The organism is Limnohabitans sp. 63ED37-2, from assembly GCF_001412535.1.
Classification (GTDB): domain Bacteria; phylum Pseudomonadota; class Gammaproteobacteria; order Burkholderiales; family Burkholderiaceae_C; genus Limnohabitans_A.
In genome coordinates this window covers 550,728-575,975 of sequence record NZ_CP011774.1, presented here as the reverse complement: position 1 = coordinate 575,975, position 25,248 = coordinate 550,728, and the positions used below count along the sequence as shown (strand labels likewise).

The following is a 25,248-nucleotide window of genomic DNA, read 5'->3' as shown; positions in this document are numbered from 1 at the left end:
ACGGTGCAGCGCTGGACAGTTTGATGTGGCGCTGCACACGCGCATCAAACGACGTAACCCTTGTTGGGCAATGCGCCCATGATTTTGGGTGCGTTGAGTTGGCGCGGCTTGATGCGACCGCCTTGGGCTTTGAGCCAAGTCTCCACCACTTCCCAGACCTGCTTGTTGCCCTGGTTGCGGGCTTCTTCAGCCACTGGCGCCCAGCCGGCCACCTTGTACTTTTTACCCGCCTCGATGAGCTGGCCTTTGAGGCGCATATCGCCAATGCGTTGACCTGCCTTGGCTACAGGGTTGCAGCTGTACGTCAAGCCGCCCACACGCACCATGTCACCGCCTTGTTGGTAATAAGGGTCCGGGTTGAACAGGTTGTCGGCCACGTCTTCGAGCACGGTCTTGATGGTCTCGCCCGTCATCTCGGTCACGGTGGCGTAAGAGTAAGTGGTGGCGGTCATGTCGAGCAACCACTCGCGCGTGATGGCCTGGCCCGGCAAGAGCGTGGTGCCCCAACGGAAGCCCGGCGAGAACGCGATGTCAGCGCCTTGCACGTCCAGCAAGGCATCGACCAGCAACTGGTCGCCCGTGCCGTTGAAGTTGCCACGGCGGTAGAGCAGACCATCGGTCACGGCCAGTTTTTCGGCCAGCTTGCTTTCGTATGGAGCGCGGATCTTGGTGATCAAGGCGTCCATCTCTTTGTCGGCGGGCAACATGTTGGAGAACACAGGCAACAACTTGTAGCGGAAGTCGCTGACTTTTTTGTCTTTGACTTCAAAGTCAAGTACGCCCAAAAACTTGCCGTTCGAGCCCGCATTGGTCACCAAGGTTTTACCGCCCTTGTTGGACACGATGGAGGCCACGGGCATACCGTCGTGGGTGTGGCCACCCATGATGGCGTCGATGCCGCTGACGCGGCTGGCCATTTTCAGGTCCACGTCCATGCCGTTGTGGCTGATGACGACCACCACCTGGGCGCCTTTGCCACGGGCTTCGTCCACCATCTTTTGCATGTTCTCGTCTTGGATGCCGAACTCCCAGTCGGCCACCATGTAACGCGGATTGGCAATCGGGGTGTAGGGGAAGGCCTGGCCGATGATGGCGCAAGGCACGCCATTGATCTCACGGATCACGTAAGGCTTGAACACCGGGTCACCAAAGTCGCTGGTCTTGATGTTTTGCGCCACAAAGTCGACCTTGCCTGCAAAGTCTTTTTCGACGATTTCCTTAACGCGCTCCATGCCCAGTGTGAATTCCCAGTGGCCGGTCATCACGTCCACGCCCAACAGTTTGCAGGCGTCCACCATGTCTTGGCCATTGGTCCACAAGCTGGTGCCCGAGCCTTGCCAGGTGTCACCACCGTCGAGCAGCAAAGCACCAGGGCGGCTGGCCTTCATGCGCTTGACCAGTGTGGCCAAGTGCGCAAAACCACCCACCTTGCCATAGCGCTTGGCGGCTTTTTCGAAGTCCAGAAAAGTCAGCGCATGGGCCTCTGCCGTGCCAGGACGGATCTTGGCCACTTGCAACAAATGCTCTCCAACCAGGTGAGGCAAATTGTTTTGCATCGACCCAATTCCCAAGTTGATGCTGGGCTCACGGAAATAAATGGGCTTGAGCTGCGCATGGCAATCGGTCATGTGCAGGAAAGACACATTGCCGAACTTGGGAATGTCATACAAGCCATTGGCAGCTGTCGCGGCACTGGCTTCGGCAAACGTGCCCATGCTCAAGCCAGCCATCGTGCCAGCACCCATGACTTGGATAAATTCGCGTTTGGAGAGATTCATATTTGCAATCACTGATATATAGAGGGCTAAAAAACCCGGACCAGCCGGGTTTTCAGAGGCTTACTGGTTAACAGGCGACTTGGGGTCGAGCAACAGGCCAACAATGTGGCGGACCTGTGTTTCGTTCAAGATGCCCATGTGGCCCGCGCGAGGCATGTTGGAACAAGCGTTGTAGGCCTTGGCGTTCCAGATCTTGCCCCAGGTGTACTCCACGATGGCCTTGCTGGCCGGATCGTCGGGGTTGGACACGCCACGGATTTTTCCGTAGTTGTACAAGCTCGGTCCAATGGTGCCGTAAGAAATTTCTTTCTTGTCCATCTGGTGGCAGTTGTAGCAGTTGCCACCGTTCACGCCCGTGGCCGAATCGGTCCAAGTCAGGCCGCGTCCGCTTTGGGCAATGGCTTCGCCTTGCTTCCAGTCACCGATGAACTTGCCGTCCGATGGCCATTTGATGGCTTTGAGGTTGGCTTCTTCAATGCGCTTGGCAGTTTTTTCGTCCAAGGGTTGGCCTGCCACGTCGGCTTCACTGCACACGCGGTTGGTTTCGTCGGTGGCGGTGATGCGCTCCACTTTCACATGGCTTTCATCACGGAAGGAAGCCTTGACAATCTTGTCGGTCAATGCATTGAGCTCGGCCACAGAAGGTGCGGATGCACAGCCAGCAGCCACCAAAGCGGCCGCCAAGCTGGCCAAAACGAGTTGGGTCTTTTTGTTCATGAAGGTCTCCTGTTCAGATCAGCGCTTGATGGCCGGGGCAATCGAAGCCGCGCCCTTGGCGTTCACACCCAGATAGGTCGACAAGGCGATGGTGGCGTCGCTGGCAAAGCCAGGATAGGGGAAACGTTGCTGACGGTAGCAGTCATTCAGGCGCAGTTGCATGCTCCACATCTGACCGTTGGAGACGCGGTAAGCTGGCCAGGCGGCAAAGCCCAAGCCATCGCCAGGGTTCTTGGTCAGGATGGGCAGGTCTTGCAGGCGAATCCGCTTGCCCTCTTCACCATGACAAGAAGCGCAAGAAAAGTCGTGCGGTCCACCCCGCTGGAAGAACAGGCGCTTGCCCACTTCATAAAAGGTTTTTTCCTGGGAGTGTTCTTGCGACAAGTTGAACTTTAGACCTTTGGATTCGGCAGCGATCCAGGTGGCCAAGGCCGTCACATTGGCCATCTCGCCGCGACCAAATGCGGTCTTGGAAATATCGGCTGCATTGAAACCTTGCAGGGTTTCCATGCAGGTGACCAAACGGGACTCCAGGTCCTGCATGCGCTGGGTGTCAGCGAAATATTTGGGCAACGCCACAAAAGCACCTTTGACCACGCCAGGGCCTTTGCCCAGATCGCATTTTTCAAGGCTGGCGTTTTTGGGTCCGCGTGCTTTTTTCCAGAGGTCTTCGCCTTTGGCTTCAAAGAGTTCAGCGGGATTGCCGTCTTGCAGCATGGCGCGGTATTCGTCAATGCCTTGGCTGGCGGTCTTTTGGGCCAGAGCGGGCATGGTGCCCAGGGCCAGCACTGCGGCCATGGCCAAACTTGATGCTTTGTTCATTGTCACCTCTGTTGGAATTTATCAAATGCGAAAAGGGTGAAGTACTGACTTCACCCTTTGCTCTGTCATCGCACGTTCACGAAACGGTGGCTTCGTCGGTGCGGGTGTCGCCCTTGTTGTCTTTCCAAGTGACTGCAATTTTGTCACCGGCTTTGGCGCCTTTGACGGTGAATTGCAGGAAGGGGTTTTTCGACACGGCGGGGCCCCACTCGGCCGAGAACACGTCCTTGCCGTTGAGCTTGGCTGTGACTTCTTGAATGAACCAGGCGGGCACGGTTTTGCCGGAAGCGTCTTTACGCTGGCCGGATTCCATCTCGTGGCTCATGAGCACACGAACGGTTGCTTTGTCGCCAGAGGCCTGGGCACGGATGCGCATTGGATCTGCCATTTTTCTCTCCTAAATCTTTCAGTGAATCAATGTGTGGTGGCTGCGAGTCGGGGCTTAGCCGCCGCAACCGCCCAAAGTGACCTTGACTTCTTTCTTGGCCCACAAGGCTTTGCCGTCGTTCATGATGGCCACAGCGTAGACATCAGAAGACTGGCCCATCTTGGCGCGGGTCGAGAAGTTGGCTTCGACAGCATCGGTCACATGGAACATGGCCACCAGAGCGGATGGGTTCTTTTCAACCATGATCAACAGGTGCTTGACACCTGGCAGCGCGGTGCTGGCGCCCAAGGGCACCACAGCGCCGTTTTCAGCGATGTCAGGACCGGTGATGGTCACGTCTTTGCTCTCGGCCATGCTGGTGGCACCAGCAGCTTTGGCGGAGTCTTGCACCGACTTGGCGTCGAATGCGGCTTTGTTGAAAGCGGCGTGGGCGAACTGTGGGAAACCCGCAGTGGCCAAGAGGCCAGCCACAACAGCGCTTTGCTTGAGTGTCTCGCGACGGTTTTGCATCTGATATCTCCTTGATGATTGAGTGATGCTATTGAAACAGGTTCAGAAGTGCAACGGGTGTATCCCGCATCACTTGCTGGCCCCCTTGGAAATCCATTCGGCAATTTGTTTGGCGTCGGCATCAGGCAGCGACTGGGGTGGCATAGGGATTTGACCATACACACCCACACCACCAGCCTTGATTTTGCTAACCAAATAGTCGGTTTTACCGGCTTGTTTCTTGGCAATTTCATTGAAGCCAGGGCCCACGATCTTCTTGTCCACACCATGGCAAGCGGTGCAACTGTGCTTGTTCAGGAGCGCAATCGCAGCCTTGGCTTCGTTGTTTTCCGGCTTGGCAGCGGCAGCAGGCGCCGCAGCGGCCACTGGCATACCCGCCTTAGGCTCAGGTTTGCTGGTGTCAGCACCGCGCTGTGGACCGACGATGCGGTTTTGCTCTTGCAAGTTACCATGGGCATTTCGGGCAAAGTCGGGCAGGAATGATGCCACTTTGGCTTCAGGCGTGCAGTCCTTCATGCAAATCTTGTTGGCGGTATCGGGTTTTTTAACACCACCAAATTCATTGCCAGGCCACATCGCATGGGCGGTGGTCATGCCATTGCGGTTGGGCATGCGTGCTTGCACTTCAGCGATGTTTTTGTCTGACAAGACGTAATTGTCAGGCACGACGTTCGCCAAATTCAACAAGAAAGCCGTGACGGCATACACCTCTTCCGTGGTCAGCGTCTTGGGGTTGGTCCAAGGCATGGCGCGGTTGATGTAGTCCCACAAAGTGGAGACTGTGGCCACCTTCATGATGGTGGTGCGACCAGGATAGTCGGTGCGCGACAAGTTGGCCACGCGACCGGTCTTGATGTCTTCTGCGGTGGTGCCACCAATCAGCGGACTGAACACCTCATTGGACTCACCAAACACACCGTGACAGTGGGCGCACTTGGCCTCCCACACGTCTTGGCCCTTGGCGACAGAACCAGAACCTGCAGGCAGCCCCTTGAAGTCGGGGCGCACATCGATGTCCCACTTGGCCACTTCCTTGGGCGTAGCTTCACGGCCCACACCGGGAAATTTTTGACTTTGTGCAGCCGCCAAGCCAGCGACTGCCATCAACGCCACCGTCAAAACAGCATTACGAAACCTGGACATTTTTCACCTCACCGTTTTCCTGCACCAACCACGACTGGATGGCGTTGTTGTGATAAATCGAGCGCGTTCCGCGAACACTGCGCAACTGCTGGTATGTGGGCTGCACATGGCCTGTTTCGTCTTGTGCACGACTTTGAATGATGGCCGGTTTGCCGTCCCAGACCCAGTCGAGGTTGAAACGGGTCAAAGCCTTGGACAACACAGGCGTCTCCAGGCGTGCCTGACGCCAGTTGCGACCGCCGTCGGTGGACACATCCACGCGCTTGATCTTGCCTTTGCCCGACCAGGCCAGACCGGTGATGTTGTAAAAACCTTTGTCCAACAAGACTTGGCCGCCCGAGGGGGTGGTGACCACGCTCTTGACTTCCTGGATGTTGGTGTATTGGCGGTGCATGCCACCGGGCTGCAAGTCGATGTAGTGAATGGCCTCATCCTTGGCGGCATAGGGCTTGTCGCCCACTTCAATGCGGCGCAAGTACTTAACCCAGCTCACACCCTGCACACCAGGCACCACCAAACGCAGGGGGTAGCCATTTTCGGGGCGGAGCATTTCACCGTTTTGGCCATAGGCCACGATGACTTCACCCGAAGTGATCAGGCTCATGGGGATGGTGCGGGTCATGGACGACCCGTCACCGCCTTCGGCCAAAACGAACTTGCCGTTTTTCAGATCAGCGCCAGCCAGCTCCAACAAGGTGATCAATGGCACGCCCGTGAACTCGCTGCAAGACAACATGCCGTGGGTGTATTGCACGGTGGGCACGGCCACGTTGCCCCAATCAACGGCTGTGTTGGCACCGCATTCGATGAAGTGAAAGCGGGACACCGAAGGCAAACGCATGATCTCGTCCATGGTGAACACCATGTTCTTTTTGACCATGCCGTTGATCATGAAGCGGTGCTTGGAGGGATCGATGTCCCACCAGCCTTGGTGGTGACGCTCGAAGTGCAAACCGCTGGGTGTGACGATGCCAAACAAAGACTGCAGCGGCGCGAACGACACCGATGCTTGTGTGGTTTGTGTCAGGCCAGGGCTTTGACGGCGCTGCAAGTTCGCTTCGAACTTGGAGGGCTTGCCATAACCTTCAACGGCCACGCCTTGACCCAAGCCCACAGCGTGCTCAGGCAAGTTCAAGATGTTGGGGTCGCCGCCCTCAACGGGCACCGGGTTGCCTTGGGCCACGGCCATGGGGGCTGCGGCACCTGCAGCAGCAGCTGCAAAGGCATTGCGAATGAAATCACGGCGGCCTTTTTTGCCTTCGGCAAAGACCTCCTTGATGCCACTTTGGGTCAGGAAGTTTTCAGGCGCTTTTTGCACCCTTCCTGAGTTGATGTTGTCTTCTTTCACACAAACTCCTTGTTTTGAGTTGTCAATTCACGGCAGTGTCGATGACGACCTGCGTGCACATGGCACGGCACACCACCACGGCGGTTTCATCTGCAATCCGGTAAAACATTTGGGCCCCTTGGCGTCGCTTGCCCAAAATGCCCGACCTGTACATGATGTTCAGGTGCTGCGACATATTGGGTTGCGCCACGCCGATCTGGTCCAGCAACTGCCCTACATTTTTTTCCCCTTGGCACAACTCGCTGATGATGCGCAAACGAATGGGCGTAGAAAGAACTGAAAACATTTCTGCCGCCTTCTCAAACACCACATTGGTCTCGTCACTCATGCGCGATTTTTTGTTAGGTTCGTATATTCGGATGTGCGAATATATACGATAAACGATGAATCTGAATCAGGAATTACACGGAACATGTTTCCCGATCAGGACAAACCCTGATCGGGAACACATTGAAGCTGGGGTCAGAACTTCCAGCTGTACTGCACACCCAGCGATTGCTGAGACATGCGCAAGGTTTCGGTGATGCCCGAAGCACCCGGCAGCATGCCGTTGTACATCGAAGGACCCGTGACCGTGTTCTTGGGCGCGTACATGTAGGCCCAGGTGAACTCGGCATCTTTGCTCAAAGCGTAGGTACCGCCCACGGTGTAATGCTGCTTGATCACACCGGGAGCCAAAATGTTGAAAGTCACGTTTTCAGGCTTGACCGGGTTGGTGCTCTGGTTATAGCCCGCACGCAACACCATGGTCGGCGTGGCTTGCCACTGCACACCCAGCTTGATCACGCTGACATCGGACCAGCCGAAACCGGGACCATTGGGTGAACCCATGGGGTTGCCAGCCATCAGATTGCTCATCGGGTTACCAATGGATAGCACTCCGCTGTAATTGATGCGTGCGTAATCTGCCGCCACCGACACCGCTGGCGTGACCTGGACATTGACGCCCAAGGCATAGTTCTCTGGAATATCAAATGATCCTGCGCCCGCAAACAAACCCGCATACTCGTCGAATTTGCTCATCTTGATTTTGGGCGAGTAAGTCGCACCAAACTTCATGGTGTCGCTCAACTGTCCCAGGTAGCCCAAACGGACGCCCGCACCCGTGCTGCGGTCAGTGCCTGTGTTGCTGACTTTGTCTGGAGCCATGGAAAAACCAGCGAACGCATCCAGTCCCGTGGCGCTGAATTGCTGAACCACCAAGAGCGGCGATACGCCCACTGAGTGCTGCGCATCAAGTTTGTAAGCAAAGGTGGGCGCAATGATCAGTTGCATCAAATCCACACCCAGCTTGCCCTGGCCACACAAGAGGTTGCCTTGATAGGGCTGGCCGTTGCTCGGGTTCATGCACATGACGTTGCCACCTTGGAACTCGGTGTTCATGCCACCATTGCCATAGACCGTCACACCCCAACTTCTGCGGTCATCGATCTTGGTGTTGTAGGCAAATTCTGGGATGGCGAAGGCGCTGCCATCGCTTTTCACATCACCTTCAAGCATGCCGCCAAAGCCGGGGGCCGAGCGTGCGGCACTGCGCTTGGGCATGAAAATGTCCACACCCAGATCGGCGCGGTTACCCGCCCAGACCGACGCGGCAGGATTGTTAATGCCCGCAAAAGCGTTGTCGGTGACGGCCACTGAAGCACCGCCCATGCCTTTGGATTTCATGCCAAAACCATGGGGAAAGTAACCGTCAGTGGCCCAAGCTGCAGAGCCCGAAGCCAAAACAGCCGCCACCACGGTGGCACGCAAAGTGTTGATTTTTTTCATGGATATCTCCTTTTGATGATGGATCAGAACTCACCCTTGTGACCACGTTCCATCATTTCCCAGATGGTGTCTCGCACGGCTTTGGCTTCTTCTTTCAGGGGTGAAGGCAACTTGCGACCCATCTTGACCATCATGTCCATGTTGAGGGTGTAGAGCCACAGACCGTCTTCTTTTTCCACCATGGAAATACGGCATGGCAGATATGCGGCCATGTGCGGGCTGAAGTCCACCATCTTGCGGGCCGTGGTGGGTGAGCAAAACGAATAGACGGTGAGGAGCTTTTCTTTTTTGCCAGAACGGGCTTCGAGTTCTTTGGACAGGGGCAGCGTGCCGACATCGCGCATGTTGCGCTCGGTGGCGACTTGTTTGAGGACCTGTTCAACCTCTTGCGCCGTCACACCCTTCTTGACCTTGCGCTCCCAGGTGGTGGCCACAGCAATGTCACCTTCACCTTCCACCCAGCGGTCCCACATGCGGCTGGCTTCTGCGCCTGCACCCGATTCGAGTTTGCCGAGGGTGCTGATGGTGCCGCAGCCGGTCAACCAGATCGAGCTGGTCAGCACGGCCCACTTCATCCATGTGAAAGATTTGCGCATTTTTTCTCCTGAATTCATGCATTGATGGGAATCCAGTCGGACACACCATGTGTCTCGCTGGATTGACGCCCATCATCCATGCCCTGAGAAAAATAAGGTATTGGCAGATACCCTATACCCTATGGGGTAAGGTATATGTGAGGACCGCAACAATGCGGTTTTAAGGCCTCATTTGAACTTGTAATGGTCGCGGTTGAGCACCGCCGCCACCGAGGTCACATCCTCCGGAAACATGCCCAAGTTGAGTTCTGTGTTGCATTGCTCCACCATGCCGCGCAACAAGGAAGCGTTGTTGATCCTGCCCTGTGGTTTGTATATGGCACTGCCGTTACCACCGACCTTGGAAACATGGCAAGCCACGCACTTGCTTTCAGCGATCAGTTTTTCACCCAGCTTGTAGTCGGCGTCTTTGTAAATGGCCGGCTGCGCGTGAACAACTGTTGCAAAAAAGAAACTGATCCAGACCATCGCGGTGTTGTTAGGGGTGTTCATTCAAGTCTCCCATCAAAAAAGCCGCTCAAGGGCAGACCCTTGAGCGGCAAAAAAAGCCACGAGTACCAATCGAGCTTTCTAAATCATGCCACGGCGATCAAGCCTGACAGAGCTTGTATTTACTTAGCGCCAGCCAAAATCCAAGTGGCCAAGGTCAGCGCATCGGCATCACTCAAAGCACCTTGGGCGGGCATGGGCACAGGGCCCCATTTGCCCGAACCACCAGCTTTGATGCTCTTGGCCAAAGTGGCTGCTGCGTCTTTTTGGCCACCGTACTTTTTGGCGACGTCTTGGTAGGAAGGGCCCACCAATTTTTTGTCCACGGCGTGGCAGGCCATGCAAGCGTTCTTTTTAGCCATGTCCATGTTGGCAAAGGCGGGGGCTGACATCAGGGCGGAGACGGCAACAGCAGCAAAAATCAGTTTCATGAGAGCTCCATGTGAGGGGGTTTAAATATAACCAGTCGCTAATTTAACCGAAATCAAGATGGCTTTGTGAAAAACCGATCCAGTTTGGCTCAGGGATTTTACTGAGGGCAAGTCCTACAAAGACCCAAAGCCATCCCCAAAACGCGGCCATCGGACTCACTCAAACGCAGGCTGCTCGGGTTTAACCACCGTTTTGCCTGCAGCGGCCCAAGCATCAAAACCACCCGCAATCGATGAAACGTTCAGATAGCCCATGCTCTGCATGGTTTGAGCGGCCAGAGCTGCGCGACCGCTGGTCTTGCAGTACAGCACCACCTTCAGTTCGCGACCCGACAAGGCGGGCGTGCCGCTGAGCTTGAATTCCAGCAAACCACGGGGCACCAGTACGGCACCGGGCAGGTGGCCTGCGGCAAATTCATCGGCCTCGCGCACGTCCATCAAGACATCGGCTTGGCGAATGGCTTCTTCCGCTTCTTGCAAGGCAATCTCACGGATGTTGGCCTTCGCTTGCAGGACCAGGTCGTGGGCTGTTTTCATGGTGTCTCCTTCAGGTTCAAACAAGGGGGTTCAGTGAGCCAGTTGGGCGTTCAAGGCTTGGAGGCTTTGCACCGACATGCTGCCCGTCAAGGCGTCGAGTTGTAAGCGGGTGAGCAGCAACTCGGTCTGTGCACGCAGCCAGGCCAGCTCGGCCTGAGCGGCATCGTTTTCGGCCTGCAACAAAGCCAGCGTGGTGCGGTCGCCCACTTGACGGCCCAACCGGGTGGCATCCAGCCGGGCTGAGCTGGCCTGCCAAGAGGCTTTCAGGGCAGTCAAGCGTGCGGGACCGGTCTCCAGCGCTAGCCAAACCGAGCGGGCTTGTTGCTGCGCTTGCTGCACAGCCAAGTCCACTTCGGCCTCAGCCATCGCTTGGGCATCCACCGCTTCTTGGAGTTTGGCGCTTCGCCAGCCGCCTGTGTACAAAGGCACATTCAAACTCAAGCCCACCATCTGCTGGCTCTGGCTGTTGGCCGATGGACCAAAGTCGCCATCACCACTCAAGCGGTCACGTCCGGCCGAAGCCACCAAATCCAAGGTGACACCGCCACTGCGTTGGTGCTTTTTGAGCTCCTGACGGGCCATGTCTTGCTGGGTTTTTTGCAAGCGCACACCCGTATTGGCCTCACGCACCTGCTCCAGCACTTGCGCCAAAGCAGGAACGGCAGTGACCGCTGCATCGGCCTTGGGCGCTAGTGGTTTCAAGGCATCGGCGAGCAGCCGAGTGGAGTCGGTCAATAAACTGCGGGCCATTTGCACTTCGCTGCCTGCGGCCAGCAATTGGGCTTGCAAGCCTGTGGCACGGGCAGCGGCCTCATGCGTGTCGGTGACCGGCAAATCGCCCAAGGCAAAGCGGTCTTTGACTTCGGTGAGGGAACGGCTCACGGCGGCGTATTGGTTTTTCAGCACCTGCTCCTGGCGCTCGGCCAACAGCAGATTGAAATACCTTTGCGCTGTGAGAAGCATGAACTGTTGTTGGGCCAGGTCGGCTCGCAACTCAGCCACACCCGCTGCGGTGTGCAGCTGGGCTTGCTGGGCTTGGCGCTCAGGGCTGTACAGCGGCTGTTTGGCCTGCAGCGACCAACGCGTAGAAGTGGCTGCACTGGCCGAGGTGGCGAAACTGCCCGGCATCGGCGGCTGACCACCCACCGCGAACTGGGCTCCGGTCGTCCGAGTGTCGGCCGACATGGCCCCCACCGTGGCACTGCCCATCAAAACCGGACGCCACAAAGATTGGGCTTGTGCTTCATAGGCCTGCACCGATGAGCGCGTGGCGGCGACCACCTGCATTTGTGGGTCGTGCGCACGCGCCAGCTCCCAGGTTTTCAACAAATCCAGAGCCTGCACAGAAGGGCTGGCCAGCAGGGCCGCCAGCACCCAGCCGCTCAGGGGCCGGGGTTTAAACAAGGGCGAACGCATGGCCAGCATGACGGTCAGATCAGCAGCCGCACTCAACGCCGAATTTGCGCAAAATGGTCTCCATCAAGCACCACTGGGTCAAGGCACTTTGCAGCAGGTTGGCGCCCACAAACGCTGTGAAAGCCAGCCACCACTGGCTCACAAAGATGGGGCTACCCTGAACCCCCAAAGCCAAAGAAAACAACACAAAGGTGCCAGCGACCAAACGAACGATTTGCCAAGATTTCATGATTCAAACTCCAAGGGATTAAAGAAAAAACTCAAGCGCCGTACTTTTTGCGGTACGCCACGAAATACAAAGTCGGGATGACGACCAGCGTCAGGACCGTGGACACAAAGATGCCAAAGATCAACGAGATGGCCAAGCCGTTGAAGATCGGGTCATCCACAATGAAGAAGGCCCCAATCATGGCCGCCAAGCCGGTGAGCATGATGGGCTGGGCACGGGTGATGGCCGACTGCACAATCGCCCGCTTGAAGTCCATGCCGCTGTTCACCTGCAGGTTGATGAAGTCCACCAGCAAGATCGAGTTGCGCACGATGATGCCCGCCAGCGCGATCATGCCGATCATGCTGGTGGCGGTGTACTGGGCATTCAGCAGGGCGTGGCCCGGCATCACCCCAATGATGGTCAGCGGAATCGGCGCCATGATGATCAGCGGCGTGAGGTAAGAGCCAAACTGCGCCACCACCAGCAAATAGATCAGGATCAGACCCACACCATAGGCCGCGCCCATGTCTCGGAAGGTCTCATACGTGATTTGCGACTCGCCATCCCACTTGAGGCTGTAGCCGCGCCATGCGTCGTCGGGCTGGCTGATGAAGAACTCTTCAATCCGCTCACCGTCCAGGCCTTTGATCTGAGCCACATCGCCGCGCATCTTGAACAAGCCGTACAAGGGGCTGTCCACCTTGCCCGCCATGTCGGCATTGACGAAATTCACGGGCAGCATGTCTTTGTGGATGACAGGCTGCTCACGCAGGGTGTCGCTCACAGTGACCAGCTCGCGCATGGCCACAACCTTGCCCGTGGCGCTTTTCACGCCCAGCTGCAACAAAGCGTCCAGATCACCATGCAACTGCTCGGGCAGCTGAATCAAGGCGGGCACCGGGTACTTGCTGCCGTCGTGCAAATAGGTCACCGACTCACCCGCCAAACCGGCACGCAATGTGGTCACGATGGCTTGTTGCGACACACCCAGCACGGCCGCTTTGCGGCGGTCCACCAGCAGCAGCTTGCGCGGTGCATCGGCAATCGAGCTGTCATCGATGTCCACCACACCTTCGGTTTTTTCAAACACGGCACGCACGGCTTTGGCCACTTGGCGGCGGCCTTCGGCATCAGGCCCATAAATTTCGGCCACGATGGGCGACATCACGGGCGGTCCCGGTGGCACTTCGACCACTTTGACGTTGGCCCCATGCTTGCGGCCGATCTCTTGCAAAGCCGGACGCACACGCGTGGCAATCACATGGCTCTTGTCGCTGCGCTCGGACTTGCGCACCAGATTCACCTGGATATCGCCCAGCTCAGCGCCTGCACGCAGGTAGTACTGGCGCACCAGACCATTGAAGTTGATGGGTGAGGCTGTGCCCACATAGGCTTGGTAATGGGTCACCTCAGGCACGGTGGCCAGGTGGCCGCCCAGCTCACGCATCACGGCGGCGGTTTTCTCCAAAGGTGTGCCCGCAGGCATGTCCACGACGACCTGGAATTCCGACTTGTCGTCAAAGGGCAGCATCTTGAGCATGACCAAACCCGTGACCGGCAGCACCAAGGACAAGGCAATCAAACCCGCAATGCCCAGACCCAACAGTTTGCGGTTGCGCCCACCCGATTGGGTGTCGAGCAAAGGCTTGAAGATTTTTTCAAACAGGGGTTCGAGCTTGGCGCTCAAGCCACTGTGGCCACCACCTGTCGCATCGTGCGCATGACCCAAAGACGGCTTCATCCACATGCCCGACAACCAGGGCGTGATGACAAAGGCAATGGCCAGCGACAACAGCATGCCCAAGCTGGCATTGATCGGGATCGGGCTCATGTAGGGGCCCATCAAGCCGCTCACAAACGCCATGGGCAACAAGGCCGCGATCACGGTGAAGGTGGCCAAGATGGTGGGACCACCGACTTCGTCCACCGCACCGGGAATGATCTCGCGGATGCTCTTGCCCGGGTACATCTGCTGGTGACGGTGGATGTTCTCCACCACCACGATCGCGTCGTCCACCAAAATGCCGATCGAGAAAATCAGGGCAAACAGCGACACGCGGTTGAGCGTGAAACCCCAGGCCCAAGAGGCGAACAAGGTCGCAGTCAGCGTCAAGATGACCGCCACGCCGACGATGGCAGCTTCGCGGCGGCCCAGCGCCATGAACACCAGCGCCACCACCGAAGCGGTGGCAAACAGCAGCTTCTGAATCAGCTTTTGTGCCTTGTCGTTGGCAGTCTCGCCATAGTTGCGAGTCTCCACCACCTGGACGTTGTCAGGGATCACGGTGCCCTGCAGCTTCTCAACGCGGCTCTTGACGCCATTGGCCACATCGATGGCGTTTTCGCCCGATTTTTTGGTGATCGACAGCGTCACGGCGGCAAACTCCTCGCCGCCATTTTTCTCGTTGTTGCCGTGCCAGACATAGCGCTCAGCCGGCATGGGGCCGTCTTTCACGCTGGCCACGTCTTTCAAAAAGACGGGCTTGCCTTGCACCACCTGCACCACCAAATCGGCCACATCACTGGATTGCGCCAGGTGTGGGCCGGCCTCGATGGCCACGCTCTGATTGGCACCCAACAACTCACCCACAGGCAGACCCAGGTTGGCCGATTGCAAGGCCATGCGCAAGTCGTGCACGGTGACGCCTGAGCCGTTCATGCGCTGCGGGTCGATCTGCACCAGCACCGCGCGGCGCGGGCCTCCGATGGTGACCACATCACGGGTGCCGGGCACGCGCTTGATGTCGGCCTCGATGCTGTGCGCCACGCGCTCCAGATCAAAGGCGCTCAGGTCCGCGTTTTTGCCATGCAAGGTGAGGGACACAATGGGCACATCGTCGATGCCCTTGGGCTTGATCAAAGGCTCAGGCAGACCCAGGTTGCGGGGCAACCAGTCCGAGTTTTCGCGGATCGTGTCGTGCAACTTGACCAGCGCCTCGGTGCGCGGCACGCCCACCTTGAACTGCACTGTCAGAATTGCCACGCCTGGGCGTGAAACCGAATACACATGCTCAACACCCGCGATCTTGGAGAGCACCTGCTCGGCCGGGATCGCCACCATTTGCTCCACATCGCGCACCGACGCGCCCGGGAAAGGCGCGATCACGTTGGCCATGGTCACGTTGATTTGTGGCTCTTCTTCGCGGGGCGTCACCATCACGGCAAACACACCCAGCAAAAACGCCACCAGCGCCAGCAAAGGCGTGATCTGCGCACTCTGGAAGGCCGCTGCAATGCGGCCTGAAATGCCCATTTTTTGCTCGCTCATGGGGTTCGCTTTCAGAGTTTCTTGCCAAGGCTGGCGGGCTCGGTCACCACCTGCTCACCCGCACTCACACCGGACAGCACCTCGACGGTCTGGCCCGTGGTGCGCCCCAAGCGCACTTGGCGCAAACGCGGTTTACCCTGTGCGTCCATCACGTACACACCGGTCATCTCGGCGCGGCGCACGATGGCTGAGAGCGGCAAGAAGACACGGCCACTTGAGACGGCATCCTGAGTTCCGTTCTGAGTTGCAACACTGGCCAAGCTGCCAGGCACCCAAACCCGGGCAAACATGCCGGGCACCATGCCTTCAATACCCGCAGGCAAAGCCACACGCAACTGCGCCGTGTGTGTCACCGGGTCTACAGCGGGCAGCATTTGCACACTGGCAGCGGCCACGCTGGTGTGGCCCGCGATCTCGTAACGCACCGATTTCAGCTGCTTGCGAACACCTTCAATCATCGACTGCGGCACGGCCGCGCTCACGCGCAAAGCTGAGGGGTCGTGCAAAGTCACCAAGGGGCGTCCCGGCATGGCCATGTCACCCAAGGTGACGGGCACATCAGACACCACGCCATGAAAAGGGGCACGCACACTGAAGAAACCGGTTTGGGTTTGGGCAGCGCGGGTCTGCGCTTGCTGGGCCTGCACCTGGGCTTGGGCTGCGTCGTACTGGGCTTGGGCGCGTTCAAGAGCACCCTGGCTGATGTATTGCTTTTGGAAGAGTTGCTTTTGGCGGTCCAGCTCTTTGCTGGCCACGCGCAAATTGGCCTGTGCGGCTTCGAGCTGGGCGGTGCTGCCCGCCACGTTTTGCTGGGCAGCGCTGGCGTCAATCCGCAGCAACTCTTGGCCCGCCCGCACCCGATCACCGGCCTTCACGTTCAAACTGACGATGGCCCCGGGGACCTGAGCCGACAAGGTGGCTTGTCGCACCGCCTCGACCACGGCATCCAAACTCACCTCTTGGGCACCCGCCACACCGGCTTGAGCGGCTACACTTTTGACCGCTGCCGCCTCGGCATTGGCCCAAACCGGGGCACTGGTCAATCCTGCAAAAGCCATGGCCGCAGCCAAAATCGATCGTCTGTTCATCAAAACTTCTCCGTCAAACCGTTTATTTTGCACATTTGGTTGTTTGCGTATATGCGCAATGATACAATCAATTGCAACACCTTGTCAAACCCTGTTCTTCATTGTTTGAAATTGTTGTGTAATGGAGCGCCCATGAAAAACTTGCCAGCCAAAGCACTTGAACAGATTGCTGCCTACTTCCAGGCGCTGTCTGAGCCAACACGCCTGCAAATCCTCAATCTGCTGCGCGAGGCTGAACACAATGTGGGCGAGTTGGCCCAGTTGTCGGGCTACTCCTCGGCCAACGTGTCGCGCCACCTGTCTTACCTGGCCCAACACGGCATCGTGGCCCGCGAAAGCCGTGGCGCGAGTGTGTTCTACAAAGTGAGCGACCCCTCCATCTACGCCCTGTGCGACTTGGTCTGCGCCAACATCGCGCGGCAATACGAACAAACCTCCAGCGACCGGGCCTTGTTCTCGCCGGGTTAAAACCCACGATCCTTCATGTCCCGGCCATTGGGACCCGGCATCTGGCGGGCTCGCGCATGTCCGTCCATTTCAAGCCTCATCGCAAAAAGCTATCATGGCGCTCCAATGGCCCCGCCCTCTCATCAGGGGCCCATCAGGAGACCTGAATGAGCCGCATCGTGAACGCCGAGAAAAAGAAAAACCTGTGCGCCCGCTTGGCACGCATTGAAGGGCAGCTTCGCGGCTTGCAAAAACTCATCGAAGCCGATGCCGATTGCGAAAAGATCGCCCAACAAATGGCCGCCGCCCGCAAGGCGCTGGACAAATCCTTTTTCTCCATGGTCGGCTGCATGATCGAGCAAGGGGACCAGTCGCCGGAGCACGTGGCGGAAATGTTGACCAAATTCGCCTGAAATCAGGGTGCAGTCCGCTCAGGACTTGAGCACCACGCCATCGGCGTCGAGCACCCGGACCTGGATCGGAATGCCCTGCCCCACACTTTGGGTGACGGTACAAAAACCTTCGAACTGGCCCAACACACGCTCTAGCTGCTCGAGCCGAGCGGCGCTTACCCCCAAGTGCAAATTGGCCGCCATCTCCAACACGCGCATGCGGCCATCGACATTTCGACCCACTTCAGCTTGCACCTCGCAGCGCAAAGGCTCGGGGGCTTGTTTGAATTTGCGCAAGGCAAACAGCAACGAATCGCTCAGGCAATTGCCCACAGCGGCACAGAGCAACTGCACGGGCGACGGCCCCAGGCCCGTGCCCAAGGGCGCGGGCTCGTCGCTGGTCACCACCGGCATGCTGTCGTCAAAACGGATGTCGAATCGGTAATCGTGCTGCTGGGTCAGCGTGACCGAAATGCGTTTTTCGCTCATGGCTCAAGCCTGCGCTGCCTGAAGGTCATCCCAGGCTTTGACAGCTTCTGCCGCGTACATCAAGGCCGGGCCGCCGCCCATGTACACGCACACCGCCAGCATTTCCTCCAGCTCGGCCCGCGTGGCCCCGAGTTTGATCAAGGCTTTGACGTGAAAACCGATGCAACCCGAGCAGCGCTGTGTGACGCCAATCGCAAGTGCCATCAGCTCCTTGTGTTTGGTGCTCAACGCACCCTCCGCCATGGCCGCCTGAGCCAATTGGCCAAAGCCTTTCATTGCGTCGGGCTGGCTTTTGCGAAACGGGACCAGGCATTCGTTGATGTCTTGCATCAAGCCGGGGTGGTCAAACGTGCTCATGGAGCTTACCTTTCTGATGGTGAGGACAAACTGAACCCAGGCCGAGGGTGTTGGGACGCACCAAAAGACCTTATATAAGTCTCAGTTTATATCTGCCACTGAAATCCCCATTTGCTCTACATCAAGATTTAGGCGGTCCCACCAAGTCTTGTGGCTTGACCATGGGCCAGCCACGCTGGGCCCACTCGCTCATGCCGCCTTTGACATAACGAATGTTGGTGAAACCCTGCTCTTGCAGCGCCTCGGTCACAGCACGCGAGCGGTTTTGGGTGTTGCAGATCAACAAAACCGGTTGATCGGCTTGCTTAGGAATCTCGGCCACGCGCTGCGCCACCTGGCTCATGGGCAGCAAAACCACGCCTTGGGCCACACCCGTGGCGTGCTCTTGGGGCTCACGGATGTCGATCATCAACACCTTGCCCGCCTCATGCTCGACACGGGCTTGCTCCAGAGATACGTTGGGCAGTGCCACTTCGGGGCTGCAGCCTTGTAAACCTACAACAATCACCATCGCGGTTAAAAAACGCTTCAAGCATGCAGACATCAAAGGTCCCTTTTAAAATATCAGTATTTGATTATATTTAATGTTGGTTCAAACGACCCGCTTTCAACTCAGCCCCTCCACGCGTTAATGGCAAAGCACTTCGGAACTTGACACATCCCCATGAGCGCAAAAGGGCCCCGGCGGTTCAAGGGCAAAGCGTGACCGATAGGATGAGCTCTCGGGTCGAAACACGACCCTTAACCACAACCTGCCGTGAACAACCCCGCACCTCCTGAACACCCTTCTCACCAACTGTCACGGCACATGGTGCGTGAGATGCGCTCTGACCACGCCGGCGAAACCGGTGCGGTCTACATTTACAAAGGCATCACCGCCGTGGCCCGCTGGCGACAAGATGCCCAGTTGCTGGCCTTTGCCAAAGAACACGGCGACACCGAAGCCGAACACCTGCGATTGCTTGAAGCTTGGTTGCCCGCTTACCAGCCAAGCCGTCTGTTGGTGCCTTGGTGCATCGCAGGCTGGCTGACCGGGGCGCTGCCCGCACTGTTCGGTCGACGCGCCGTTTACGGCACCATCGCCGCGGTCGAGACCTTTGTGGACGTGCATTACCAACAGCAAATCGACCACCTGCAGGTGCACGGCGGCCCCGAAGGCCTGCTGCCTTTGCTGCAGCGCTGCCAGGCCGACGAACAACACCACCGCGACGAAGCCGCCGCCTTGGCAGGCCCCAAAAAATCTTGGCTTTTGCGCCTGTGGTGCGCCGTGGTCGGCTCCGGATCAGCGGCTGCGGTTGTGTTGGCTCGGCGCGTTTAACGGCGCCGATTCGCGCAAATCAATGCCTTCATGTTGGGCAATTTTTTCAAGGGCGTTTTCGAACAAGCTGCGGGCGGAGCCGGAAATGGCACGCAAATACGAATGCAGGTGTGCGTCTTCGGTGTTCTTGTTCAGGCACTCTTGGCTGTAGGCCTCAAAACTCGCCAACTGCGCGATCAGCTCGGCCACATGCTTGGGGCACTCGCACAAAACATTGGTCGAGATGCCCGCCACACGCCGCAAGGTGTCGTCCGAATATTTGCGACCAGCAATCACCGCGCCTTGGTGGCCATAGGCTTGCGCCCGGTCGCGGTCCACAAACAAAATCGACTGCAGCAACTCGGCCAACTCGCTGTCGGATATCGGGTCACGCCGGACCGTCAAACCCGCCCGCTTCATGTCTTGCACCACCTTGTCGGGCGCGAAGTGGTAGAGCACGATGGTCTGTGCAAAGGGCTGGCGCTGCATCAGGGCCTGGATCGACTCAAACACCGAGTCCTGCAGCGAGTTGACCTTGATCAGCAACACTTGCGGCTTGTCTGACAAAGGCGCATGTCGCGCGGCGGCCAGGTCATCGAGCACGTCGGTGACTTGGATGCGGTGCTGGCTCAGCACCGCGGCAAATTGACGCGACTCGATGCGGTTGGCCAAACCCAAACCGACCACCGCCAAACACACGGGCTGGGCCAAGGCCTGCGCCGTTGGCGTCTGATGGTCGGGGTGACACAGTTGGCGCAGCTGCGGCAGATCCAGACGGGCGATGCTGCCAATGCCATGCCCAGCACCCGACAGCTGCTTGAGCAAGAGTGCTTTGGACACATCGTGCTCGGCAAACAGGCGTTGGTTGCCTTCGGTCTTGACGGGTGTGAACGCCCCGTACCGCGTTTGCCAGATGCGCAAGGTGGAGACCGGAATGTCGGTGGCTTTGGAGACGGCGCCAATGCGGTAAAGCGGTGACTGAGCACTTGGAGTGTGGGGCATACAGGCGTTTTTGTTCAGGTATTGTTGAGATCTTATGTCGAAATAGCCTTAAAAAACAAAAATTCATGGTTTTGAGGAGTTATTGGACGCAAAATTCTCCTCACTGGGGGTTCAACACATGATTTCGAACAAAACCATCAACGCCATGGATGTGTGCGTCATCATCGCCGCGCATCAAAACTTGGGCAGGGTCTCCACCACCGAGCTGTCGCAGCGGCTGCAGCTGTCGGTCTCTAACTTGGAGAGCATCCTCAAACCGCTCAAAGACCAACACATCGTGTCCGCCCGCAAAGGCCCGGGTGGCGGTTATGAAATCCGGGGCGACTTGGCCCTGATTTCGATGTGGGACATTGCGGCGGTGTTTGAGCCCACCTTGGCTCAGCAAGGCAGCGAAGACCAGCCCATCGAAGCATCCGACTACGAGTGGGGCCTTGAGCGGGTGATCATTGACACCCTGAGTCAGTCGACCTTGTCCGATTTTGTGACCCCACAAGCGCTACCACAGATGGTTGAAACACCGGTCGTCAACCGTTTCAAGTTCAAGCCTTTGGCCGCGCCCATGGTGCCCAAGGCCCCCAACTCGGTCTTTCAGTTGCACATGGCGCTCTAGGCTCTGCTAGCCTTGCACCTGCAAGGAAACGACCATGAGCACATTCAACAACCCCCAACAAACCTGGAACCAACGCTTTGCCGCCGAGCACTATGTGTTTGGTGAAGCGCCCAACGCCTATTTGAAATCACAAGCGGCCCATTTGGTGCCAGGCACCGCGCTGGCCGTGGCCGATGGCGAAGGCCGCAACGGCGTGTGGCTGGCCCAGCAAGGCCTGCAGGTTGATGCCTTTGATTTTTCGGACAACGCCCTCCACAAAGCTCGGGCCTTGGCGCAAAGCCGCCAAGTGGCGGTGAATTGGGTGCACAGCGATTGGCAGTCGTTTGACTGGCGTCCTGCACATTACGACAACGTGGTGGGCATCTTTTTTCAGTTCGCCACACCCGAGGAGCGCGGCACCCTGTTTGCTCGCATGCTGGACAGCCTCAAGCCCGGCGGCACCCTGATCATCCAGGGCTACACACCGCGTCAACTGGACTTCAACACAGGCGGCCCCGGCAAGTTGGCGCATCTGTACGACGAGGCCCTGATGCTGGACGCCTTTGGCGAGCTGGACATCCTGGACCTGCGAACTTACGAGGCTGAGATCAACGAAGGCACGGGACACCAAGGCATGTCGGGCTTGCTGGGCCTGACGGCACGCAAGCGCCTAGGTTGACTTGCAACTGGCGGCGTTGAGGAGGTTGAAAAAAAGGGGGCTCCTGTGAGAGAGCCCCCAATCAGGGTGTGTGTACCAAACACACCCTAAACCACAATGCCTCAACCATAAAAGAAATCACTTCATAGGCTTTGATCTGCCTCAATTCGTGTAACGCGCGGCCATGGCGTCGAGGCTGACAGGGCGGATTTTTTGGGCTTGACCGGCGCAACCAAAAGCCTCAAAACGCGCCTTGACAATGCCCGCTGCCGCCTTTTTGGCAGCCGCCAAGGCTTTGCGAGGATCGAACTCCGAGGGCTGCTGCGCAAACACCTGGCGCATGGCACCGGTCATGGCCAAGCGGATGTCGGTGTCGATGTTGACCTTGCGCACACCGCTTTGGATGCCACGCACGATTTCTTCGACCGGCACGCCATAGGTTTCCTTGATGTCGCCGCCGTATTGGCGAATGATCTGCAACCACTCTTGCGGCACGCTGGAGCTGCCGTGCATCACCAAATGCGTGTTGGGAATGGCGGCATGGATGGCGGCAATGCGGTCCATGGCCAAGATGTCGCCTGTGGGCGGACGGGTGAACTTGTAGGCACCGTGACTGGTGCCAATGGCAATGGCCAGCGCGTCCACACCGGTTTGGGCCACAAAGTCCTTGGCCTGCACGGGGTCGGTCAGCATCTGATCATGGCTGAGTTTGCCTTCGGCACCCACACCGTCTTCCTCGCCCGCTTCGCCAGTCTCCAGTGAGCCGAGGCATCCCAATTCACCCTCGACCGACACGCCCACCGCGTGGGCCATCTCGCAGACCTTTTGCGTCACGCTCACGTTGTACTCATAGCTGGCAGGCGTTTTGGCGTCGGCCATGAGCGAGCCGTCCATCATCACGCTCGAAAAGCCCGAGCGGATGGACTGCTGGCACTGCGCGGGCGTGGCGCCGTGGTCTTGGTGCAAGACCACTGGAATGTCAGGGTGCGTCTCGATGGCGGCCAACACCATGTGGCGCAGATAGGCCTCACCTGCGTACTTGCGGGCCCCTGCAGATGCCTGCAAGATGACCGGGCTGCCCGTGGCTTGCGCCGCTTCCATGATGGCCTGTACTTGTTCGAGGTTGTTGACGTTGAAAGCGGGAATGCCGTAACCAAACTCGGCCGCATGGTCGAGGACCTGGCGCAATGAAACCAATGCCATGAGGGGCTCCTTGAAAAATTAAAAAGTTAAAAAAGGTCATTCCGCCGCAGCGCGACGGCTCAAAATTTCAATGGCAGGCAATGTCTTGCCTTCCAGAATTTCCAGGAACGCGCCACCGCCGGTCGAGATGTAGCCCACCTGTTGCTCGATGCCATATTTGGCAATGGCAGCCAGCGTGTCGCCACCGCCCGCGATGCTGAAGGCACTCGACGCGGCAATCGCCTGGGCGATGACCTTGGTGCCGTTTTCGAAGGCCGCAAACTCGAAGACGCCCACCGGGCCGTTCCAGACGATGGTGCCCGCCTGCTTGAGCTGCGCGGCCAGTTTGGCGGCGGTCTCGGGGCCGATATCCAAAATCATGTCATCGTCGGCCACCTCGGTGGCTTTTTTCACCGTGGCCACCGCGTCGGCTGCGAAGGTCTTGGCCACCACCACATCGGTTGGGATCGGCACTTCGGCACCTCGGGCCTTCATGGCCTCGATCACCGCTTTGGCCTCACCCACCAAATCCGCTTCGGCCAGGCTCTTACCGATCTTCAGACCCGCTGCCAGCATGAAGGTATTGGCAATGCCGCCGCCCACGATGAGCTTGTCCACGTTTTGCGACAGGCTCTTCAAGATGGTCAGCTTGGTGCTGACTTTACTGCCCGCCACAATGGCCGCCAGTGGGCGCTTCGGGTTGGCCAGGGCCTTGCCAATCGCGTCGATCTCGGCGGCCAGCAAAGGGCCTGCGCACGCAATCGGCGCGAATTGGGCGATGCCGTAGGTGGTGCCTTCGGCGCGGTGGGCCGTGCCAAAGGCGTCGTTCACATAGATGTCGCACAGCTGCGCCATTTGGCGGGCCAGCGCTTCGTTGTTTTTCTTCTCGCCTTTGTTGACGCGGCAGTTCTCGAGCAGCACCACTTGGCCGGGGGCAACAGAGACACCGTCCACCCAGTTGGCGACCAGCGGAACTTCACGGCCGAGCAACTCACCCAAGCGCTTGGCCACGGGGGCCAGCGAGTCTTCGGGTTTGAACTCGCCCTCGGTCGGGCGGCCCAAATGACTGGTCACCATCACCGCCGCTCCGGCGTCTAATGCCATTTGGATGCAAGGCACGCTGGCGCGGATACGGGTGTCTTCGGTGATGCTGCCGTCATCGGCTTGTGGCACGTTCAGGTCGGCGCGGATGAACACGCGGCGGTTTTCGGCAAAACCGCTTTTCGCCACATCGGCAAAGCGCAAGACTTTCATCGCGCACCTCCTGCTTGGCCGGACACCACACGGGCCATTTCCAGGCACTTGTTGGAGTAACCCCATTCGTTGTCGTACCAGGCCATCAGCTTCACAAAGGTGCTGTCGAGCGCCATGCCCGCTTCGGCATCGAACACACTGGTGCACACCTCACCCCGGAAATCAGTCGACACCACTTTGGCTTCGGTGTAACCCAACACGCGCTTCAAAGCCCCTTGGCTTTGCGCCTTCATTTCGGCGCAAATCTCGGCATAGGTGGCGGGCGTAGCCAACTCCACCGTCAAGTCGACCAGCGACACATCGCTGGTGGGCACCCGCACCGACACGCCCGTGAGCTTGCCCTTGATTTCTGGAATCACCACCCCCACGGCCTTGGCTGCGCCCGTGCTGCTGGGGATGATGTTTTCCAGAATGCCGCGCCCGCCGCGCCAGTCCTTGTTGCTCGGGCCGTCCACGGTTTTTTGGGTGGCGGTGGCTGCGTGCACGGTGGTCATCAGGCCGCGCCGGATGCCCCATTTGTCGTTGAGCACCTTGGCCAAAGGGGCCAATGCGTTGGTGGTGCAGCTGGCATTGCTGATGATGGCTTGGCCCGCATAGCTGGCGTGGTTCACACCAAACACAAACATGGGCGTGTCGTCTTTTGACGGGGCCGAAATCACCACCTTTTGGGCGCCTGCTGCCAGGTGCTTGCCCGCACCTTCTTTGTCGAGGAACAAGCCTGTGGCTTCGATCACCACCTCTGCACCCACTTCGTTCCACTTCAGGTTGGCCGGATCGCGCTCTTGCGTGAGGCGAATGGGGCGGCCGTTGACGATCAGGGTGCTGCCCTCCACCACCACGGTACCCTCAAAGCGGCCATGCACGCTGTCGTATTGCAGCATGTAGGCCAGGTACTCGGGCTCCAGCAAGTCATTGATGGCGACGATCTCGACGTCATCAAAATTTTGAACCGCCGCGCGGAACACCATGCGGCCAATGCGGCCAAATCCGTTGATACCAATTTTTGTGCTCATGTCAGTCTCTTTCATTCTTCAAACAGTGAATTTTTGATGCGTGTGGCACAAGCCCA

At 58.2% G+C, this 25,248-nt stretch carries 29 protein-coding genes; 5 read left to right on the top strand and 24 right to left on the bottom strand.

All coding sequences use genetic code 11. The annotated features are described in order from the left end of the window. Positions 1–44: 44 nt before the first annotated feature. The 17 genes from soxB to L63ED372_RS02675 form a co-directional block, all read right to left on the bottom strand. On the bottom strand, positions 45–1,778 hold the full coding sequence (gene soxB, locus L63ED372_RS02755; RefSeq protein WP_062402994.1) for a thiosulfohydrolase SoxB: 1,734 nt from the start codon (positions 1,776–1,778) through the stop codon (positions 45–47). Positions 1,779–1,838: 60 nt separating this feature from the next. Continuing rightward, a complete protein-coding gene (soxX, locus tag L63ED372_RS02750) occupies positions 1,839–2,495 on the bottom strand; it encodes a sulfur oxidation c-type cytochrome SoxX (protein ID WP_062402991.1) in 657 nt (218 codons plus the stop codon). 18 nt (positions 2,496–2,513) lie between these two features. Beyond that, entirely contained in the window at positions 2,514–3,317 is an 804-nt protein-coding gene (gene soxA, locus L63ED372_RS02745) for a sulfur oxidation c-type cytochrome SoxA (RefSeq protein ID WP_062402988.1), read from the bottom strand. Positions 3,318–3,393: 76 nt separating this feature from the next. Then, the gene (soxZ, locus tag L63ED372_RS02740) at positions 3,394–3,705 is read right to left on the bottom strand and encodes a thiosulfate oxidation carrier complex protein SoxZ (protein ID WP_197275308.1); all 312 of its coding nucleotides are present in this window, start codon (positions 3,703–3,705) and stop codon (positions 3,394–3,396) included. Positions 3,706–3,759: 54 nt separating this feature from the next. Further along, positions 3,760–4,215 carry a thiosulfate oxidation carrier protein SoxY gene (gene soxY, locus L63ED372_RS02735; RefSeq protein ID WP_062402982.1) on the bottom strand — a complete coding sequence of 152 codons (456 nt, stop codon included), beginning with the start codon at positions 4,213–4,215 and terminating at the stop codon, positions 3,760–3,762. Between the two features lie 69 nt (positions 4,216–4,284). Further along, positions 4,285–5,358 (bottom strand): c-type cytochrome, encoded by a 1,074-nt coding sequence (locus tag L63ED372_RS02730; protein ID WP_062402979.1) that lies wholly within the window; start codon positions 5,356–5,358, stop codon positions 4,285–4,287. After that, the gene (soxC, locus tag L63ED372_RS02725; RefSeq protein ID WP_231624544.1) at positions 5,342–6,706 is read right to left on the bottom strand and encodes a sulfite dehydrogenase; all 1,365 of its coding nucleotides are present in this window, start codon (positions 6,704–6,706) and stop codon (positions 5,342–5,344) included. The genes L63ED372_RS02730 and soxC overlap by 17 nt, the downstream gene beginning before the upstream one ends. Before the next feature lie 22 nt (positions 6,707–6,728). Then, entirely contained in the window at positions 6,729–7,034 is a 306-nt protein-coding gene (locus L63ED372_RS02720; RefSeq protein WP_062402976.1) for an ArsR/SmtB family transcription factor, read from the bottom strand. A gap of 134 nt (positions 7,035–7,168) precedes the next feature. Next, the gene (locus tag L63ED372_RS02715) at positions 7,169–8,476 is read right to left on the bottom strand and encodes an OmpP1/FadL family transporter (protein WP_062402973.1); all 1,308 of its coding nucleotides are present in this window, start codon (positions 8,474–8,476) and stop codon (positions 7,169–7,171) included. A 23-nt stretch (positions 8,477–8,499) separates the two neighbouring features. After that, a complete protein-coding gene (locus L63ED372_RS02710) occupies positions 8,500–9,072 on the bottom strand; it encodes a DUF302 domain-containing protein (RefSeq protein ID WP_082431566.1) in 573 nt (190 codons plus the stop codon). Positions 9,073–9,240: 168 nt separating this feature from the next. Further along, a complete protein-coding gene (locus L63ED372_RS02705; RefSeq protein WP_062402968.1) occupies positions 9,241–9,564 on the bottom strand; it encodes a hypothetical protein in 324 nt (107 codons plus the stop codon). A gap of 119 nt (positions 9,565–9,683) precedes the next feature. Beyond that, a complete protein-coding gene (locus tag L63ED372_RS02700; protein ID WP_062402964.1) occupies positions 9,684–9,992 on the bottom strand; it encodes a c-type cytochrome in 309 nt (102 codons plus the stop codon). Between the two features lie 156 nt (positions 9,993–10,148). Further along, positions 10,149–10,529 (bottom strand): rhodanese-like domain-containing protein, encoded by a 381-nt coding sequence (locus L63ED372_RS02695; protein WP_062402961.1) that lies wholly within the window; start codon positions 10,527–10,529, stop codon positions 10,149–10,151. 30 nt (positions 10,530–10,559) lie between these two features. Next, positions 10,560–11,981, bottom strand: coding sequence for a TolC family protein (locus L63ED372_RS02690; RefSeq protein WP_231624543.1), 1,422 nt, complete (start codon positions 11,979–11,981; stop codon positions 10,560–10,562). After that, positions 11,965–12,174, bottom strand: a complete 210-nt coding sequence (locus L63ED372_RS02685; protein ID WP_062402958.1) for a YgaP family membrane protein — start codon at positions 12,172–12,174, stop codon at positions 11,965–11,967. The genes L63ED372_RS02690 and L63ED372_RS02685 overlap by 17 nt, the downstream gene beginning before the upstream one ends. Positions 12,175–12,205: 31 nt before the next feature. Then, complete coding sequence (locus tag L63ED372_RS02680; protein WP_062402956.1) at positions 12,206–15,424, bottom strand: efflux RND transporter permease subunit; 3,219 nt, start codon at positions 15,422–15,424, stop codon at positions 12,206–12,208. Between the two features lie 11 nt (positions 15,425–15,435). Next, the gene (locus L63ED372_RS02675; RefSeq protein ID WP_062402953.1) at positions 15,436–16,512 is read right to left on the bottom strand and encodes an efflux RND transporter periplasmic adaptor subunit; all 1,077 of its coding nucleotides are present in this window, start codon (positions 16,510–16,512) and stop codon (positions 15,436–15,438) included. A gap of 132 nt (positions 16,513–16,644) precedes the next feature. Between L63ED372_RS02675 and L63ED372_RS02670 the strand changes: the two genes are divergently transcribed. Continuing rightward, positions 16,645–16,980, top strand: a complete 336-nt coding sequence (locus tag L63ED372_RS02670) for an ArsR/SmtB family transcription factor (protein WP_062402950.1) — start codon at positions 16,645–16,647, stop codon at positions 16,978–16,980. Between the two features lie 146 nt (positions 16,981–17,126). Then, complete coding sequence (locus tag L63ED372_RS02665) at positions 17,127–17,372, top strand: metal-sensitive transcriptional regulator (protein WP_019430145.1); 246 nt, start codon at positions 17,127–17,129, stop codon at positions 17,370–17,372. 18 nt (positions 17,373–17,390) lie between these two features. Here the strand turns inward: L63ED372_RS02665 and L63ED372_RS02660 are convergent, their stop codons facing one another. The 3 genes from L63ED372_RS02660 to L63ED372_RS02650 form a co-directional block, all read right to left on the bottom strand. Next, the gene (locus L63ED372_RS02660; protein ID WP_062402947.1) at positions 17,391–17,840 is read right to left on the bottom strand and encodes an OsmC family protein; all 450 of its coding nucleotides are present in this window, start codon (positions 17,838–17,840) and stop codon (positions 17,391–17,393) included. 3 nt (positions 17,841–17,843) lie between these two features. Next, the gene (locus L63ED372_RS02655; protein ID WP_062402944.1) at positions 17,844–18,197 is read right to left on the bottom strand and encodes a carboxymuconolactone decarboxylase family protein; all 354 of its coding nucleotides are present in this window, start codon (positions 18,195–18,197) and stop codon (positions 17,844–17,846) included. A gap of 121 nt (positions 18,198–18,318) precedes the next feature. After that, complete coding sequence (locus L63ED372_RS02650; protein ID WP_231624542.1) at positions 18,319–18,741, bottom strand: rhodanese-like domain-containing protein; 423 nt, start codon at positions 18,739–18,741, stop codon at positions 18,319–18,321. A gap of 213 nt (positions 18,742–18,954) precedes the next feature. On the opposite strand from L63ED372_RS02650, the gene L63ED372_RS02645 reads away from it, so the two are divergent. Then, positions 18,955–19,515: a demethoxyubiquinone hydroxylase family protein gene (locus L63ED372_RS02645; RefSeq protein ID WP_231624541.1), complete on the top strand. Its 561-nt coding sequence runs from the start codon at positions 18,955–18,957 to the stop codon at positions 19,513–19,515. Here the strand turns inward: L63ED372_RS02645 and L63ED372_RS02640 are convergent. Continuing rightward, positions 19,480–20,496: a MerR family transcriptional regulator gene (locus L63ED372_RS02640; RefSeq protein WP_062402938.1), complete on the bottom strand. Its 1,017-nt coding sequence runs from the start codon at positions 20,494–20,496 to the stop codon at positions 19,480–19,482. The two genes, L63ED372_RS02645 and L63ED372_RS02640, sit on opposite strands and share 36 nt — an antisense overlap. A gap of 118 nt (positions 20,497–20,614) precedes the next feature. Here L63ED372_RS02640 and L63ED372_RS02635 point away from each other — a divergent pair, with 118 nt between their 5' ends. Together L63ED372_RS02635 and L63ED372_RS02630 are read left to right on the top strand one after the other, a co-directional pair. Then, positions 20,615–21,106 carry an RrF2 family transcriptional regulator gene (locus tag L63ED372_RS02635; RefSeq protein WP_062402935.1) on the top strand — a complete coding sequence of 164 codons (492 nt, stop codon included), beginning with the start codon at positions 20,615–20,617 and terminating at the stop codon, positions 21,104–21,106. A 34-nt stretch (positions 21,107–21,140) separates the two neighbouring features. After that, positions 21,141–21,764, top strand: coding sequence for a class I SAM-dependent methyltransferase (locus tag L63ED372_RS02630; RefSeq protein WP_062402930.1), 624 nt, complete (start codon positions 21,141–21,143; stop codon positions 21,762–21,764). Positions 21,765–21,905: 141 nt separating this feature from the next. Here L63ED372_RS02630 and fba read toward each other — a convergent pair whose 3' ends face one another. Genes fba through gap form a run of 3 tightly spaced genes read right to left on the bottom strand, consistent with a single transcriptional unit; the run spans position 21,906 to position 25,192 of the window. After that, positions 21,906–22,946, bottom strand: a complete 1,041-nt coding sequence (fba, locus tag L63ED372_RS02625) for a class II fructose-bisphosphate aldolase (protein WP_062402927.1) — start codon at positions 22,944–22,946, stop codon at positions 21,906–21,908. A 36-nt stretch (positions 22,947–22,982) separates the two neighbouring features. Then, positions 22,983–24,179, bottom strand: a complete 1,197-nt coding sequence (locus tag L63ED372_RS02620; protein WP_062402924.1) for a phosphoglycerate kinase — start codon at positions 24,177–24,179, stop codon at positions 22,983–22,985. Further along, on the bottom strand, positions 24,176–25,192 hold the full coding sequence (gene gap, locus L63ED372_RS02615) for a type I glyceraldehyde-3-phosphate dehydrogenase (RefSeq protein WP_062407546.1): 1,017 nt from the start codon (positions 25,190–25,192) through the stop codon (positions 24,176–24,178). Before gap ends, L63ED372_RS02620 begins: the two co-directional genes overlap by 4 nt. Positions 25,193–25,248: the final 56 nt, after the last annotated feature.